The 15618-nt window shown below is 67.4% G+C and carries 12 protein-coding genes; all 12 read left to right on the top strand.

The genetic code is table 11. From position 1 onward, the window contains the following. Positions 1 to 66: 66 nt before the first annotated feature. The gene (locus ACIGXM_RS14315; RefSeq protein ID WP_396560496.1) at positions 67 to 3738 is read left to right on the top strand and encodes a right-handed parallel beta-helix repeat-containing protein; all 3672 of its coding nucleotides are present in this window, start codon (positions 67 to 69) and stop codon (positions 3736 to 3738) included. A 103-nt stretch (positions 3739 to 3841) separates the two neighbouring features. Then, positions 3842 to 4783 carry a putative Ig domain-containing protein gene (locus ACIGXM_RS14310; RefSeq protein ID WP_396560494.1) on the top strand — a complete coding sequence of 314 codons (942 nt, stop codon included), beginning with the start codon at positions 3842 to 3844 and terminating at the stop codon, positions 4781 to 4783. 175 nt (positions 4784 to 4958) lie between these two features. Then, positions 4959 to 6791, top strand: coding sequence for a fibronectin type III domain-containing protein (locus ACIGXM_RS14305; protein ID WP_396560492.1), 1833 nt, complete (start codon positions 4959 to 4961; stop codon positions 6789 to 6791). An 11-nt stretch (positions 6792 to 6802) separates the two neighbouring features. Beyond that, a complete protein-coding gene (locus ACIGXM_RS14300) occupies positions 6803 to 7378 on the top strand; it encodes a phage tail protein (protein WP_396560490.1) in 576 nt (191 codons plus the stop codon). A 23-nt stretch (positions 7379 to 7401) separates the two neighbouring features. Continuing rightward, on the top strand, positions 7402 to 8259 hold the full coding sequence (locus ACIGXM_RS14295) for a hypothetical protein (protein WP_396560488.1): 858 nt from the start codon (positions 7402 to 7404) through the stop codon (positions 8257 to 8259). Between the two features lie 181 nt (positions 8260 to 8440). Further along, the gene (locus tag ACIGXM_RS14290; protein ID WP_396560486.1) at positions 8441 to 8659 is read left to right on the top strand and encodes a hypothetical protein; all 219 of its coding nucleotides are present in this window, start codon (positions 8441 to 8443) and stop codon (positions 8657 to 8659) included. After that, a complete protein-coding gene (locus ACIGXM_RS14285; RefSeq protein WP_396560484.1) occupies positions 8656 to 9696 on the top strand; it encodes a hypothetical protein in 1041 nt (346 codons plus the stop codon). The genes ACIGXM_RS14290 and ACIGXM_RS14285 overlap by 4 nt, the downstream gene beginning before the upstream one ends. Continuing rightward, a complete protein-coding gene (locus ACIGXM_RS14280; RefSeq protein ID WP_396560482.1) occupies positions 9696 to 12620 on the top strand; it encodes an NlpC/P60 family protein in 2925 nt (974 codons plus the stop codon). Before ACIGXM_RS14285 ends, ACIGXM_RS14280 begins: the two co-directional genes overlap by 1 nt. A gap of 78 nt (positions 12621 to 12698) precedes the next feature. Beyond that, positions 12699 to 13523 (top strand): hypothetical protein, encoded by an 825-nt coding sequence (locus ACIGXM_RS14275; RefSeq protein WP_396560480.1) that lies wholly within the window; start codon positions 12699 to 12701, stop codon positions 13521 to 13523. A gap of 7 nt (positions 13524 to 13530) precedes the next feature. Then, entirely contained in the window at positions 13531 to 13812 is a 282-nt protein-coding gene (locus tag ACIGXM_RS14270) for a hypothetical protein (protein ID WP_396560478.1), read from the top strand. After that, entirely contained in the window at positions 13799 to 14995 is a 1197-nt protein-coding gene (locus ACIGXM_RS14265; protein ID WP_396560476.1) for a hypothetical protein, read from the top strand. The genes ACIGXM_RS14270 and ACIGXM_RS14265 overlap by 14 nt, the downstream gene beginning before the upstream one ends. Beyond that, the gene (locus ACIGXM_RS14260) at positions 14995 to 15618 is read left to right on the top strand and encodes a phage baseplate assembly protein V (RefSeq protein WP_396560474.1); all 624 of its coding nucleotides are present in this window, start codon (positions 14995 to 14997) and stop codon (positions 15616 to 15618) included. The genes ACIGXM_RS14265 and ACIGXM_RS14260 overlap by 1 nt, the downstream gene beginning before the upstream one ends.

The following is a 15618-nucleotide window of genomic DNA, read 5'->3' as shown; positions in this document are numbered from 1 at the left end:
GTCTTCACCCCGCCGGCCACGCTGACGCTTCCGAACTCGACGACGATCTCCGCGCTCCCGGCCACGGTGACCCTCGACGCCAACGGCGAGTTCAACATCTTCCTGATCGCGACCGACAACAGCGCTATGTCGCCCGCCGGCTGGACGTACCAAGTCCAGGAGTCGCTGTCGGCGGTGGTGCCGGCCTCCGCAGCGATCACCACCTACACCGGGCCTCCCCCGCCCGCGCAGACGCGCACCTACAACATCCTCCTGCCGTCCAACCCCGGTGCCGTCGACATCTCCCAGATAGCCCCGCGCTCCCCCTACAGCGGGCAGTACCTGCCCGTGCCCGGACCGCCGGGCCCCCCAGGGCCGCCCACCACAGTCAACGGGCACTCCGGGCAGAGCATCACCCTGACCTACACGGACGTCACCGCCGACCCCGCCGGCGCGGCCACCAACGCCCAGGCCGCCGCCCAGGCCTACACGGACTCCCGCATCACGAGCGAGGTCGCGCGGGCCAATGCCGCCTACCTCCTCAGCACGGACCCAGCCGTCACCAACAGCCGGCCGCCCACTGGCCCCTCGTCCGGCGACCTCGAAGGCAGTTATCCAGCACCGTCCGTCAGCAAAATCCAGGGCGTGGCGGTCAGCGGGACAGCTGCGGCCGGTGACGTGCTGACGGCCGGCGGCCCGGCCTCGGCCGCCTGGTCCCAGCTTCCGTCGGGCACGACGACCAACCCCGGCCTGCTCCAGCTGGACGGCACCGCAACGGACATCGCGCCGCTCGGTGTCCAGGCCGCCGGGACCGTGGGACGGGCCGCCGATGCGGGCCACGTTCACGCGATGCCGCGCCTGGACCAGGTCCTGCCGCCCACCGCACCCGTCAGTCTGAACAGCCAGCGAATCACAACCGTGTCGGCGGGTATCGCCAGCACTGATGCGGCGGTCGTCGGGCAACTCCCCACCCCAGCAACCAGCAGCACGCAGGGCCTCGTTCAGCTCGCGGGCGATCTGGGTGGTGGCACGGCAGCAGATCCGCAGGTCACTTCTACGCACCTCGCCTCGGCGCTGCCGATCGATCAGGGCGGGACGGGGCAGGCTTCGGTGCCGGCGGCGTACAACGCGCTCGCACCCGAAACGCTCTGCGTGGCGTCCGGGGCACCGGCCACGGACGCTGCGGCAATCAACACGGCGATCTCCGCTGTGTCGGCAGCCGGCGGCGGCCGGGTGAGGCTCGGCAACGGCGCATGGGTTTTGTCGACCAGCATCACCCCACAGTCCAACGTGGTCCTGTGCGGGCAGCCAGGCACCACGGTGTCGATCAACTTTTCCGGGGATATTGTCTTCGGGAAGACAGTCGCCTTCACCAACTTCGTGATCGAAGATTTGACCTTCCTCGGTCCGGTCAGCAGCTCCCCGACCGTCCCCACTCGCGCGCGGACCACGTCCGGCGCCGGGGCGCAGACCGCCGTCTACCTGTCCGGCGACCTCGACCTGACCGGCTCCGGCCAGGCGCAGTTGATGAACTTCACCATGCGTCGCTGCACCGTGCAGAACTGCTCCGCCCTTCCACTGCGGATCGGTGGCGTGCGCGGCAAGGTCGTTGTTGAGGACTGTTCGTTCATCAACAACCAAGACGTGGGGTTCATTTACTGCCAGGACGTCCAGTTCCTCGGCAACTACGTGTACGGGTCGGCGGACAACGGCGTCAGCATCTCGCGTGGCAACAGCAAGGTGACGTGCGTCGGGAACACCATCGACACGGTCTGCTACAACGGCATCTGGTTGAGCGGCTTTGACGACGGCAGCCACAGTCTCACCGACATCGGCCCGACCTACTTCTCGTGCACTGGCAACACGGTGATCAACGTGGGGTTCAACGGCATCATGTTGGATCAAGCCCCGTCTCACGGCAGCGTGGTCGGAAACACCGTCGACCAGGGCTACTACCGGGGCGCCTCCGACCAGCCCTCAGACGCCAACGGGGCCGGGATCTACATCGGCGGCTACCCCACCAGCGCCCGCAACGCCCCGACCGCATACGCCACCGACCTCGTCATCTCCAGCAACACCTTGTACCAGTGCGCCCGTGCCGGCGTGTACCTCACCGGTGCTCAGGGCGTGACGATCATCGGAAACCAGATCTTCGCGTGCGGCACCGAGTACCTCGCTGACGGAATCACTGCGATCAGCAGCACGGACGCCACGAACAACGTCGGGATCCTGCTCGACAACACGTCCACGAACACCAACATCGTGGTCACCAACAACAACGTGTTCGACATGCGCGCCACTCCGTACTGCAACTACGCTCTGGTGCCGCAGTCCCCGCCGTCGACCTACACCTACTGGTTCAACCAGATGGGTGCCGGGCTCCGCAATAGCTACAACTTGCTGGAACACGACCCGAACACGCGGGAGATCTCCTCGACGGTCAGGTTCGACGCGAATGCCAAGTTTGCCGGGGGCGCGACCGCCGGAACGAGCGGCGGCACTGGCACGATCTCCGGGTTCGACATCAACGGCGCAGCGGGCAGTTCCCGCCGCCACCAGATCCTGACCGGCAGCGTCGCCCGGTGGGCAGCCGGCGGCACCGGTGACGCCGAGACCGGCTCCAACGCGGGCACGAACTGGGTACTGAACTCGTACTCGGACACCGGTGTCTTCCTGTTCTCGCCGATCACCGTCACCCGGGCCACCGGCGCCGTCACCCTGTCCACCCCGCTGCCCATCGGGTCCGGTGGCACGGGGTCGGCGACGCAGAACTGGGTGGATCTGACGAGTACCCAGACAGTCGGCGGGGCGAAGACTTTCAGCAGCTCGCCACGGCTCCCCGGGGTCCTGGACTCCAACGGCAACACCGTGTTGGGGATCACGGAAACCAGCAGTGCCGTGAACTACATGAGCGTGCAGAACAACAGCACGGGCAACAGGCCAGCCCTGGTCGCGGGTGGCTCGGACACCAATGTCGGGCTGACGATCAAGACGCAGGGCACTGGGGCGCTCGTCTACCACCCCGGTAGCGACAGCACCACGGCGGTCCAGCTCAACAATGCCGCCCAGACCAGCACCGCCCTCAGTGTCGACACGAGCAACGTGCGCGTGGGCATCGGAAAGAACGGCCCCGGGAGCACGCTCGACGTCGCCGGGACGGTCACCGCGACCGGGCTGGCCCTGACCACCTCGCCAACCTCGGGCTATGTGGCGACCTCCGACAGTGCGGGCAACGTGACGTGGCAGGCCGCCGGGGTCAACGGCATCACACCGGTGCACACGGGGTTCACGGCGTTCGGCACCGGCGGAATGATCAACACTCTGAACGTGTCCTCCGGGACCTCCGTCACCATGGTCGCCGGCACCATCTACTGGGCGGCCGTCCTCATCCCCTTCACGGTCACATTGACCGGCGTCATGGTCAGCGTCGGCACAACCGGCGGAACCGACTCCTGGATCGGCGTTCTCTACAACTCGACCGGCAGCGTGGTCGCCAACTCGACCCTCTCCGGGACGACAGCGGGCTCGGCGAACACCAAGCTCAAACTGCCTTTCACGTCGACTGCGACCGTCCTCGGCCCCGCCGTCTACCACATCGCACTCCAATCCAACGGCACCACCGCCAAGTTCCTGGCGTTCGGCAGCGGCTCCGAGGGCTTCGTCACCGGCTCCACGACGGGCGTCTTCGGGACACTGCCGACCATCACCCCCGGCACCACCTACACAGCTGGTACCGGGCCCTTCGCCAACACCTACTGACGCCGAGACCACAACCCCCAGATGCGGTTGCAGTATTAACCGGCGGTATTTCCAAACGGGGACGCTGGCAGTGCGACCGACATCAGCCGAACCGGAGCCCCCTGTGCCGCTGCTCATGAACGAAGACGGAGCCCTGAAGCAGAAGCTTGAGGGCCTGTCCGTCCATGACGCGACAACGGGACCACAAGGGCGCACCGTGACCGTCCGATTCAAGAATCCCGAATACGAATTGGCGGACGCCGGATTCCCACTCATCCTCATCTCGCACGCGGGAATTAGCCGGGCGCAGGAACGCGAGTCACGCGGGTACGTGCGGCTCGGCTACGCGCCCGAGGGCTATGCGCCGTGGGCCGACATCAACGATCCGTCCCAGTCGCCGTACTCCGCGCAGACGCCGATCCCGCTGAATCTCGACTACCAGATCGAGGTGTACGCGCGGAAGCAGGCCCACATGACTGAACTGCTGGGCCAGTTGCTCCAGTTCGACTGTCTGCCTCCCCGGTTCGGCTACCTGTCGGTCCCTCAGGACGGCACCACCAGGCGGTTGGACATCCTGGGGGGTCCCGAGAGCACCGAGTCCAAGGACGAGCTCGGCAAGAGGCTCTTCGTTGCTGCGTGGTCGGTCAGGGTGTCCGCCGAGATTTTCCTGTCCGAGGTCGACCAGCTGCCGCCTGTCCAGCGCGTCCTGCTGGGCCTGGTGGACGCGGGCGCCTACCGGGACGGGCAGGTCGTACCCCTGGATCCCGTCATCGTCTCGGCCCCGGCGATGCTCACTCCGGCCGCGAACGCTCTGCCGCCGGGCATCGTCGGCGTGCCCTACCTGTACTCGCTCGCCGCCACCGGCGGCATCGCGCCCTACAACTGGACGCTCCGCTCCGGCGCGCTGCCGGCTGGCCTGGCGGTGAGCGAGACCGGTGTCGTCTTCGGGACGCCGTCGGTCACGACGCCCACCCCGCCCCCGTCATTCTCTCTCGGCCTCTCGGATTCCGACACGCCACCACAGGTCACCCAGCAGACCCTCGCACTCGCGATATCCGGGAGCTGAAATGAGCACACCTACTCCGGCCTACCCGTACAAGCGGCCGGGTGTCTACATATCGGAAACCCTGCTGCCGCTTCCGCAGCCCACGACGGCTCCAGGAACCGCGATTGCGGCATTCGTCGGTACGCACAATGCGGGCCCCAGCGCCCCCATCAAGGTCACGTCCTGGGCTCAGTTCATGAGCCTCTACGCGGGGTTCGGTACCGGGCTCGATTATTTACCTTACCAGGTCTATCAGTACTTCAGCAACGGGGGCACCCAGGCGTGGGTGCAGCGGGCCACGGCGGCGGACGCGGTCGCGGCGAGCACGACGATCCTCAACGTGCCGATCCCGGCGCGAACCACGCAGACCCCTACTCCTGCCGGCTCGGCGCCGACCGGCACGGGCACGGCTCCGAGCAGCGCGGTGACCGGCGTGGTCCTGGCCACGGTCACGGCCCCCGTGATCAACCCGGAGCAGGCCGCGATCGGCATTCAGTGGCCCGCACTGACGCCGGCGAACTCCGTGGACGCCTACCAGGTCACCTGCACGGCCAACACTCCCGGCGCCGTCGCCCAGTCGGTGTGGGTGGCGCAGGGCAGCGGCAACCTCACCGCGACGTTCACCGGCCTCGTTCCCGGCACCACCTACACCTTCCAGGTTGTTCCCTACAAGGGGACGTCGGCCGGCCCGAGCATCGCCACACCGCCGACCTTCTCAACTCTCGCCCCCTACACTGCGGTCCCGGCTCTTCAGATCACCTCCAAGGGCGTGGGGGCGTACGGCAACAGCATCTACGTGGACCTGGTGCAGAGCTGGAACCCGGGGCGGTTCCACCTGTTCGTCAAGAGCGGATCGACCGCACAGGGTTCCCTGGTCGAGAGCTGGCAGGACGTATCACTGGTCCCCACCGACCCGCGCTACGTCGTGTCGATGGTCAACTCCTCACTGTCCGGGTCCAGTTACATCACGGTCGCCAACCTGCTGCCCCCCACAGGCACCTCACAGGGGACGGGGCAGACGCCCGACGCCAGCTGGACTCCGGTCCTGGCCACGGGCGTCCAGCTCGCGGGCGGATCCGACGGGGTCCAGGCCATCAACCTCGCCACCACCCTGGCCAACGGCTTCGCCGCGATCGAAGACGTCCTGTTGATCAACCTGTGCGGCAACAGCGCCAGCACCGGCGGCATCCCCGACCAGTCGGTGATCAGCGCCGCCATGGCCTGGGTGACGCAACGCGGCTCCGCGTTCCTCGTCCTGGACGCGCCCTCTGTCCCGGCCCCGGCGGACTCCGGCACCGCCACCTCCAGCTACCTGCTGCTGCTCCCCGCTGCGACGCCGCCCGGCAATTATCAGCCGGCGACCTCGTACGCGGCGATGTACGGACCGTGGGTGCAGGTGTCGGATCCGGCCGGTACCTCGGTCTCCTCGACGCGGATGCTCGCGCCGGGGGGCAGTGTCATGGGGCAGTTCGCGCAGGCAGACTCGAACGTCGGCCCCAACCAGGCGCCGGCCGGGACGGACTACGCCATCGTCGGCGCGGTCGGTGTCGAGCAGCTCTTCACGAACGATCAGCTCGACACCCTGAATGTCGCGGGGTTCAACGTGATCCGGCCGGTCCCGCAGGCCGGGTACTGCATCATGGGCGTCCGCACGATCAAGGCTGGGATGCCCGACCGGTACATTCCGATCCGGCGCATGCTCACCTACCTGGAAAACATTCTGGTCAGCACCACGCGCTTCGCGGCGTTCAAGCCCAACGGCCCTCAGCTGTGGCAGAAGATCTCGGGCATCGTCACCCAGCAGCTCACCACCATCATGATGAGCGGGCAGCTTGCCGGGACCATTCCGTCGCAGGCGTTCTTCGTGGTCTGCGATGACACCAACAATACGCCTTCGACGGTGGCGAATGGCGAAGTCCATTTGACTGTCGGCGTGGCACTCCAGTCTCCCGCCGAGTACATCGTCATTCAGATCTCGCAGTACCAGGGCGGCGTATCCACCGCCGTCAGTAACCTCCCGACCGGCTAAAGGTGTGAGCCATGGTTAACTCGACCACCAGCCAGCAGCCGTCGTTCTCTCATGTACAAACGGATCCGCTCAGGAATTTCAAGTTCCAGGCATTCATTCACTACTCGGACCTGGACGACCGCACGCCCCAGATGGGGTTCATGAGCATATCCGGCCTGAGCATCACCACCGACGTGGTGGTGTACAGGCAGGGCGGCATGAATACGACCACCCAGAAGATGCCGGGGCAGTCTGACTTTGCCCCGATCACGCTGTCACGTGGCCTGATCTGCGGAGACAGTGACATCTTCGGCTGGGTCCAGCAGATTTTCATGGTCCAGCAGGGTTCGGGTGGATCCACTGGCCGGGACGAATTCCGGGCCAATATCGACATTTACCTACTGGACCATCCGGTCACCTCTCAAACCGTCACCTACAAGGCCGGATGGCGCATCTACAACGCCTGGCCGACGTCCCTCGCCTTTGGCGACCTGGACGCCGGAGCCAACGGGGTCGAACTCCAGCAAATCACGTTGGCACACGAAGGATGGGATTTCCGGATTGCATCCACCTACGGCCCCGACGGCACCATCCAGCCCTTCCAGTAAATCGACACGAACAGGGACAAGACATGGCCCCCCAGCTCCCCGACTTCGACACATTCGGCGCCCCCGCGATCAGCGGCCACCACAACCCCGAACAGGCGGTGGCTGCGAGCAAGGCCGTACTCGCCGCCGACCGGCTTAGCGACGAGCCGGTCATCGGCCCGCCCCCGGACACCTACGTGGAGCTGGAGCAGGGGATCCAGCGCGATGGTGAGTGGCTGCGCACCGCCGAGGTCCGCGAGCTCAACGGAGAGGACGAGGAGGCCCTGGCCCGCCTCGGGAACAACTGGCCCCGCAAACTCGACACCATCGTGATGCGCGGAGTGCGCACCGTCGGCGAGCAGTTCATGAGCCGGCAGGTCTGCGACGAGCTGCTCATGGGCGACCGTGAGGCGCTGATCCTCGCGATCCGCCGGGCCTCCTTCGGTGACACGGTGGAGTTCCAGGGCCTGCCGTGTCCGCACTGCGGCGAGACCACCGACCTGTCGCTGTCCCTGGATGACGTACCGGTCGTCCACCTCGAAGACCCGACACGCACCGAGTACGCGGTCAGCCTGCGCAAGGGCGCCACGGCCCATGTGCGCCTGCCGGCCGGCAAGGATCAGAACGCGGTGCTCGCCCTCAAGGACGCCAACGCCGCGCAGCAGAACAGCGAGATACTCCGGCGCTGCATCCTGCGGGTCGAGTACCCGGACGGGGACGTCCAGCGGGGGTCGACCGCCCTGGTGCGGTCGATGTCGATGGCTGACCGGCAGACGATCCTGGAGTTCATGAGCGCGACCCAGCCAGGGCCGCGCTTCGACCAGGCCTCCTTCGTACATGAGCCGTGCGGGCAGGAGGTCCCGCTGGCGCTGAGGCTGCCGCTCCTGTTTCGTGGACTCTGATTACGCCTCCGCCTACCGCGACTTCGAGATTCTTGCCCAGCGCTACGCGTGGCCGCCCTGGGAGAGCCGGAAGTTGTCGATACGGGAGCGGCGGCACTGGGTGAGAAAAGCGCTCTGGTATTGGCAGCGCTGAGTTTTTTCGGCCTTTCTACACTTCTTTTAGGGCTATCAGAATGGGGTGGTGACCATGGCGTTCCTGGCTCCTCTGGCTGAGGCTGGGGCTGCGGATGCGGCCGGCGGTGCGGCAGCTGAGAGCGCGTCGGCGGAGGCAGCCGCTGACGGCAGCGGATTTCTCGGTCGCATCATGAACAGCATGCAGTTCGGTGGCTCGGGCAAGTCGGGCTCCAGCACATCCGCGCAGTCCAACGCCGCGCCGGTCTCGGAGGCGCAGCGGACATGAGCACTCCGCCGTCCAAGCCGCGCTTCACGCCGAGCGCGGCGCCGACCGGCCGGATGGCGCACTTCATGCAGGGTGCCACCTCCCACCTGGCTGCTGGGCAGGCCTCGCACACCGCTGAGAGCGCTCGGGCACACCACGCGGCTACGCAGGCCGAGCGTGAACGGGTGCAGGGCCACCACGCGTACCTTCAGGAGCAGGGCCGCGAGCACGTGGCGGCGCAGCGGGAGGCCGGCCGTAAGAAGGTCGCTGAGGCCGAGAAGAGTGCGGCCTCGCGCCCCGAGATGAGGGCTGCTGCGGCGGCCAAGGAGAAGGCGGAAGCGGCCCACACGACCAACAGGGCTGAGCACCGGATCAACAGGGCCGAGCACCAGAAGGCGCTCCATCATCAGCGGGTGGCCAAGGCTGTCCATCAGGACGAGAAGGCCAAGAACCCGAATTCGCGGGCGGCGCGAGCGGCCGGGCGCGCGAAGAAGGCAGCCGACCGCCGTGTCCTGAAGACCTCCGCCGAGATGGCCAAGTCCGGCTCGCAGACCGAGCGGTCCGGCGTCGCCCTGGACGCCGCGAAGAGGACGCACGCCCAGGAGGCGGCGAAGGGGAAGGCTCAGGTCGAGGCGGCCAAGAAGAAGGCGCAGGTTGCGGACGAAGCGGCCAAGGCTCGCGCCTCGAAGACCACGGCGACCTCCGCCAAGCGTGTCAAGTCCGCGACCAAGAAGGCGCAGTCCGCGAAGAAGGCCGTAAGCCAGGCGAACAGTGCGGAGCGGAAGGCGACGCGCGCTCACCAGGACCGTTTGAAGGCCAAGAGGTCGACCCGGCGGGAGCTGGAACGCTCGGCCCGGCTCCTGCAACGGCATGCCGACAAGGTGCACCGGGAGTCCGAGAAGCAGCACCGGGAGGCGGTGCGGCATGAGGAGCACACCCGTAAGCGGATCGCCGCGATCGGAACGCACATGCTGCATCTGGTCGGCAAGGCCCACCACGCGGCGCTCGCGAACGCCGCCTCTCGCCCGGTCGTCCGCTCTGAGGCACGGAGGACGTAGTGACCACACCGCCGCCCGGCGGCTCTTCGAGCGCGGGGACGCCCAGCCTCGCGGCCGGGACGGTCCTTGGAACCAACGCCTTCCAGAGCGCGGTTGATCAGTTCAAGACGGCGGTGGACGCCTTCAAGCAGGCCGCCGACGCCATCAAGCAGGGCGCCACGCGTTCAGGGTCGGCGCCCGGGTACGGGGGTGCCACTGCTGGCAGTGGTGGGGCCGGTGGCCAGGCCACGATGGGCTCCTCGGCGAGTGCGCAGGCCCAGCTCCGGGCGCCGGCCGCGCTGCGCACCGCCACGTCGAACCTGACCACGCAGAGCCGGGGCAGCTCGAACCTGCACCAGTTCGCCTACGGGGCGTTCGGCGGGAACCTGATCAACCGGCCGACGGCGCCTGGTCCCGGTGCCGGCCCGCTGTCGCGGGGGCGCCTGGCGCAGGTCGGGGGCCAGCTCGTGCGAGCCGGAGCCCAGGTGGTCGGTTCGATGGCCACGAGCTACATGGGCAGCCAGGCCGACTACAGCACGAGCCTGGACGCCTACACGCGGCAGGCGGCGCTGTGGAACCCGACGAACGGTCTGTCGGGTGGTCGGCTGGCCGCCGCGTACGGCGGGACGGTGCAGCAGTACGGCGGCCAGTATTGGGCCAGTGGGCCGTCCGACCTGTTCGGTGCGGCGCTGACCATCAACCAGCAGGCGTACCAGCGCAATTACGGGACGATGATGACCGCCGCCTCCAGCATGGCGATGGTCAACCCGGGCATGACCATGCAGGACATGGCGCGGCTCCAGGGGACGTTCGGCACCGCGCAGGCCTTCTACACGTCGCAGATGTACGGCTTGGCCACCCCGAGGTTCGCCGGTGGTGGGCAGCGGACCCCGATGGACACCATGAACTCCTTGGCGAACAAGGTGAATGCGAACATCGGCGGCTTCCAGAACCTGTCCCAGACGGGGTTCAAGGCGGAGATGGCGCAGGGCGGCACCCTGGCCACGTCGCTGGCCACGTTCGGTGCGCAGATCGGGCTGTCGGGTCAGCAGCAGCAGGCGATCGGGAACTATTGGGCTGCGGAGAACAAACTCACCTCGCCCTCCGGTTCGGGGCTGGCGAAGATGACGATGTCGCAGGCGCAGAACCTGTTGAACACGGCCTCGACCTCGCCGGACAGCTCGGCGGGGCAGGCTGCGCTGAAGACGCTGACGCAGTACGGCTTCGGGGACACCCTGTCGGCGGCCAAGAACTTGATGCAGGGCAAGCAGGCCAACGGTTATCTGTCGGATTCGGCGGACTACCTGGACGCGGCGAAGTCCTCGGCGAACACGCTGACGGACATCTACGGGCTCCTGTCGAAGGTGCTCGGCCCGTTCGCCGGCATCGCGGGCGCCTACCAGCAGGGCGGTGCGGCCGGTGTGGCCGGCTACGCGCTGGGGGGCGCGGACAAGGTCGACACCAGTAAGAACCCGAGCATCCTCGGGCAGGTGATGAACGGGATCAGCGCGGTCGGCCAGGCGCCGGCCAAGCTGTACGAGCCGCTGATCAACCAGATCTTCGGGCCGCCCAAGCAGAGCGCGAAGGGCAAGGGTGCGCAGGGGTCCAGTACGTCCGGGCCGGGTCAGAGCTCGGGGCCCGCGTCGTCGGTGGGGTCGGGTCCGGTGAGTGGGAGCGCCTCGGCGGCTCTCTCGTTCGCGGAGCAGCAGCTCGGCAAGCCGTATGTGTACGGCTCCAATGGTCCGGACTCGTGGGACTGCTCCAGTTTCGTCCAGGCGGCGTGGAAGGCTGGCGGGGTCAGTCTGCCGCGTACGAGTGAGGAGCAGTCCACGGTCGGGGCGCTGCTGGGCTCGGTCGCTGACGCCCAGCCCGGTGACTTGATCTTCTACGGCAGTCCGGGGAACGCCGGTCATGTCGGTATGGTGACGGGCCCGGACACGGTGGTGGAGGCTCCACACACGGGCACCGTGGTCAAGTACGAGAAGATCAGCCAGGATCCGAGTTGGAAGTTCGCGCGCCGTGTGGCGGCGGGCGGACAGCCCGTCACGTCGAACCTCCTCGGTGGCGGGGTGCCCGGGAATGCGCAGACGACGCAGGGTGGCGACAGCGTCGGTGCCGGGTTCACGGCCCTGGACGGTCACGCCGAGATTGATGCCCTGGCGGCGGCGCTGGCCGGTGGCGGGGCCTGGTCGGGCAGCGCCGGGGACTCCCCGCCCGCACAGAACGCCACGGCCGCGAACTCCCCGGGGGACCCGGCCGGCGCCTCCTCGGGCGATTACGACTGGGGCGCCATCACGGGCAAGAACCAGACGATTCCGGCGCCTCCCGCGAGTATCAAGGACGCCATCGCCGCCGCGATGGCGCTGACCGGAGTGTCGGGTGCGGACTGGGCCAGAGGCCTGACGACCATCGCCTTTCGGGAGTCCGGGTACAACCCGAATTCGGAGAACGATTGGGATTCCAATGCCGCTGCCGGCGACCCCAGCCGTGGCCTCTTCCAGACGATCAAGAGCACATTTGAGGCGAACCGGGTCTCGTCGCTACCCGACGACATATTCAATCCGGAGGCGGATGCCGCCGCCGCGATCAACTACATCAAAAAGCGCTACAACGGGATCCAGAATGTCCAGCAGGCCAATCCTGATCTGCCGCCGAAGGGATACTCGGCGGGGGCCTGGGATGTGCCGACGACGCAGACCGCACAGCTGCACCCGGGCGAGATGGTGCTCCCTCAGGGAGCGGCGCAGTCCATGCGTCAGGCCCTGATGGGCTCCACCCTGGGCACGAAGCCGACGAGCGGCGCGGTGACGATCAACTTCAGCCCCGGCAGCATCACGGTGCAGATGCCCTCGACGTCTGCGGACGGCGCGAAGGCTGCGGCGAAGAGTTTCGTCGATTTTGTCTCGGCCGACGACAGGATCAAGGCGCTGATGGGCGGCAGGTAGCCCCGACTCTGGAAATTACTCGGAGAAAAGTACATCTCGACACTCTTGCGATAGGAGCTGATCGCGCGAGGGGACGGGATGACCGACTTCAGTATCACATCGTCGCCCGCCACGTCAGGCGACTTCTTGACTTCCAACAGCTTCAACGACGGGCGGATTTTCAACTATCCCCCGATCGCACTGGTGAACGACCCGGGATACGGGGGTCTGACCACTGGCTACATCACGTCAGCCAGCACGACACAGAACGGCCAGAAATCCCCGACCAACCCGCAGGGGTCTTTCACCCTCAATTTCATGTTCAACCCCTCGACGGTGTCCGTGAGCCACACGCTGGACGCCAGCACACAGATGGTCCCGCCCTACCTGCGGGACAGCTCCGACACGGGCGTTCCGTTGACGACCTCGGGTGGCACACTCTCGTTCAGCCTCTTGTTCGACAGGACGTACGAAGTCTGGGACGGGACGACCGGCAACCTCGCACACGACCTCGGCGTCCTGGTGGACATCTACGCGCTGTACGGACTGACCGGCATCGTCACGCCCTTGTCGGCCACCCAGCAGACCAGTGCGGCCGGCCAGTCGAGCTCCGACGCGACATCGTCATCCTCTTCCAGTTCCGACCAGTCGAACCTCCAGAACGCGTTGAGCATCACCCCGAACGCGGTGACCGGCACCATGCAGATGTACCCGGTCTGGACCGTGTTCGCCCTGAACAGCATGTTCCGAGGCGGTGCCAACAGCCCCTCGTGGATGACCCTCCCGGACATCGCGGTCATGCGCTACTTCGGCTACATCGCCTCCATCGGCATCACCTACACGCACTTCACCCAGAACCTGATCCCGTTCCGCTGCGCGGTGGACCTCAGCGTCCAGCTCATGGCGTCGGCCGGATACCAGTGAGGGCCCGATGATCTCCCGCACCTCCCGTTACCAGGGCAACCAGTTGGCCACCTTCACCGACCGCGACGGCAACCCGCAGCTGGGCATCGTCCATCAGGCACCCACGCCGCAGCGCCTGGTCGTCCAGGACTACCTGTGGAAGGACTCGGACCGGGTGGACACGGTGGCCTACCGCTACTACCAGGTGGAGGACGCCTGGTGGCTGATCGGTCTTGCGAACCCGGCCGTCCTGGACTGGACGCGGCCGGCGGCGGGAACACCGGTGATGGTGCCCAGTGGCCTGGCGTAGCGTCTACCAGCCGCATGCCCAGGTGCTGCTGCCGACGCTGGAGAGCTCCGCGTGGGTCTCGGAGCTGGTGCTCTGGCAGGCCGAGGGCGCGCACCAGGTAATGGAGCTGACGGTCCGGCATGTGCTGCCCTCGGGTGCGGGCGCCCAGGCCCTGCGCACCCCCCTGGGGCCGGTGTGGGCGGAGAACTCACCCGTGCACGTCGTCTGGGGGTGGTGGGCCGACGACAACGGCGATTTCTACGGCTACGTCGCGTCCTCCAGGGTGCTGGCGGAGGAGAGTGATCCGTCGTACAACTACGCGGTCGTGCTGCCGGTGGTGTACACCCTGGTCGGGGCGAGCATGCCGATGCAGTCCCGGCAGAACAAGCTGTGGTCGGACGTGTCGCCGTCCTGGATCGCGCGGGACATCGCGCAGAGCTACAACATGCAGGCGGCCGTGGAGACCAGCACGGTCCACTACGCGAGCCGCATGCAGACCGCATCGGACTGGGTGTTCCTGACGGACCTGGCCAACCAGATCGGCTACAGGCTGTTCCTCAACGGAACGCAGTTGTGGTTCGTGAGCCGCCCCACCGTGATGCCGACGGCGGACAACTCGATCCCGCAGTTCTGGAGTTACAAGAAGCCGGGCCTTATTAGCTCGATCCGCAGCTTCAGCGCGGTGACGGGCGACACCGACCCCGCCGGAGGGGTGCGGGCCACTTACCAGACCGCCGCGTCGAACGACACCTCGGGCGTCCTGGCCCAGGCGCAATTCCAGGTGCCCCGCACCGATGTGCGCGGCGCCAGCGTCCAGCCGCTGATCCGCCAGCAGTACGACGCTCGGCCGGCGCGCTCCTACACGGACGCCCAGACCTTGCTCGCGGGCGACACGGTGTATCTGTGGGTGGAGTGCCGCGCGGTCCTGAACGGCGACCCGAGGCTACGGCCGGGGACCCTGGTCGACCTGGAGGGCGACGGCCTGGGCAACCAGTACACGGGGCTGTGGATGGTACGCGCAGCCACCCACCGCCTGACGATCAACCACGCCGATCCCCGGCGCACCGACTACACCGCCACCGTCGTGGTCGGGCGGGATGACGCCCAGGCGCTGACGATCCCGGTCCAGACCACCTACGGGCAGACCACTCCCACCGTGCTGGTGAGCGACACGTGGCAGGCGCAGAGCACGGTGAACAGCTGATGGCCTCCACCGACGGCACGTACACCGCCACCGTGGTCGACACCAACGACCCCGCCGGTCAGGGCCGCGTGCGCCTGCTCATACCGCAAATCCACGGTACGGCGATCACCGGCTGGGCCAGGCCGGCGGCGGCCGGCCAGGTACTGCCCGGGGACCGGGTGTACGCCGCCTACGACGGCGGAGACCCCAACTGGCCCCTCTACTGGCCCTCCAGGCCGGTCGTGCCCGCTCTGCCGACCCCGGCGGAGATCGGAGCGGCCGTCGCGCCGGGCCCCTGGGCGCCGTTGACCATGGCGAGCGGCTGGGCCTCCAACGGCACCCCCGATCCGGTCGTCGCCGCGCGCTGGGTCGGCACGGACGTGCAGCTCACCGGTGTCGCGACCTACACCGCCGGCACCGCCCTGACCGCAGGTACCTACTACACTGTGGCCAGCCTCCCGCGCTCGATGATCCCGGGCTTCTCCTTCAACGCGCCCGTGGCGGTGTCCTGGTCCTCCGGCCAGAGCTTCTCGGCCGCACGATGCAAGATCACCAGCGGGTCGGCCGCCGTTCAGATCCTGATCCCGCAGACCCTCGCCATCAGCTGGGTCTCCTTCGAGAGCTGCACCATGAGGACGGTGTGA

The organism is Kitasatospora sp. NPDC052896 (genome assembly GCF_044547075.1).
In the GTDB taxonomy this organism is placed as follows: Bacteria; Actinomycetota; Actinomycetes; order Streptomycetales; family Streptomycetaceae; genus Kitasatospora.
This window is presented reverse-complemented; position numbering and strand designations above follow the sequence as displayed.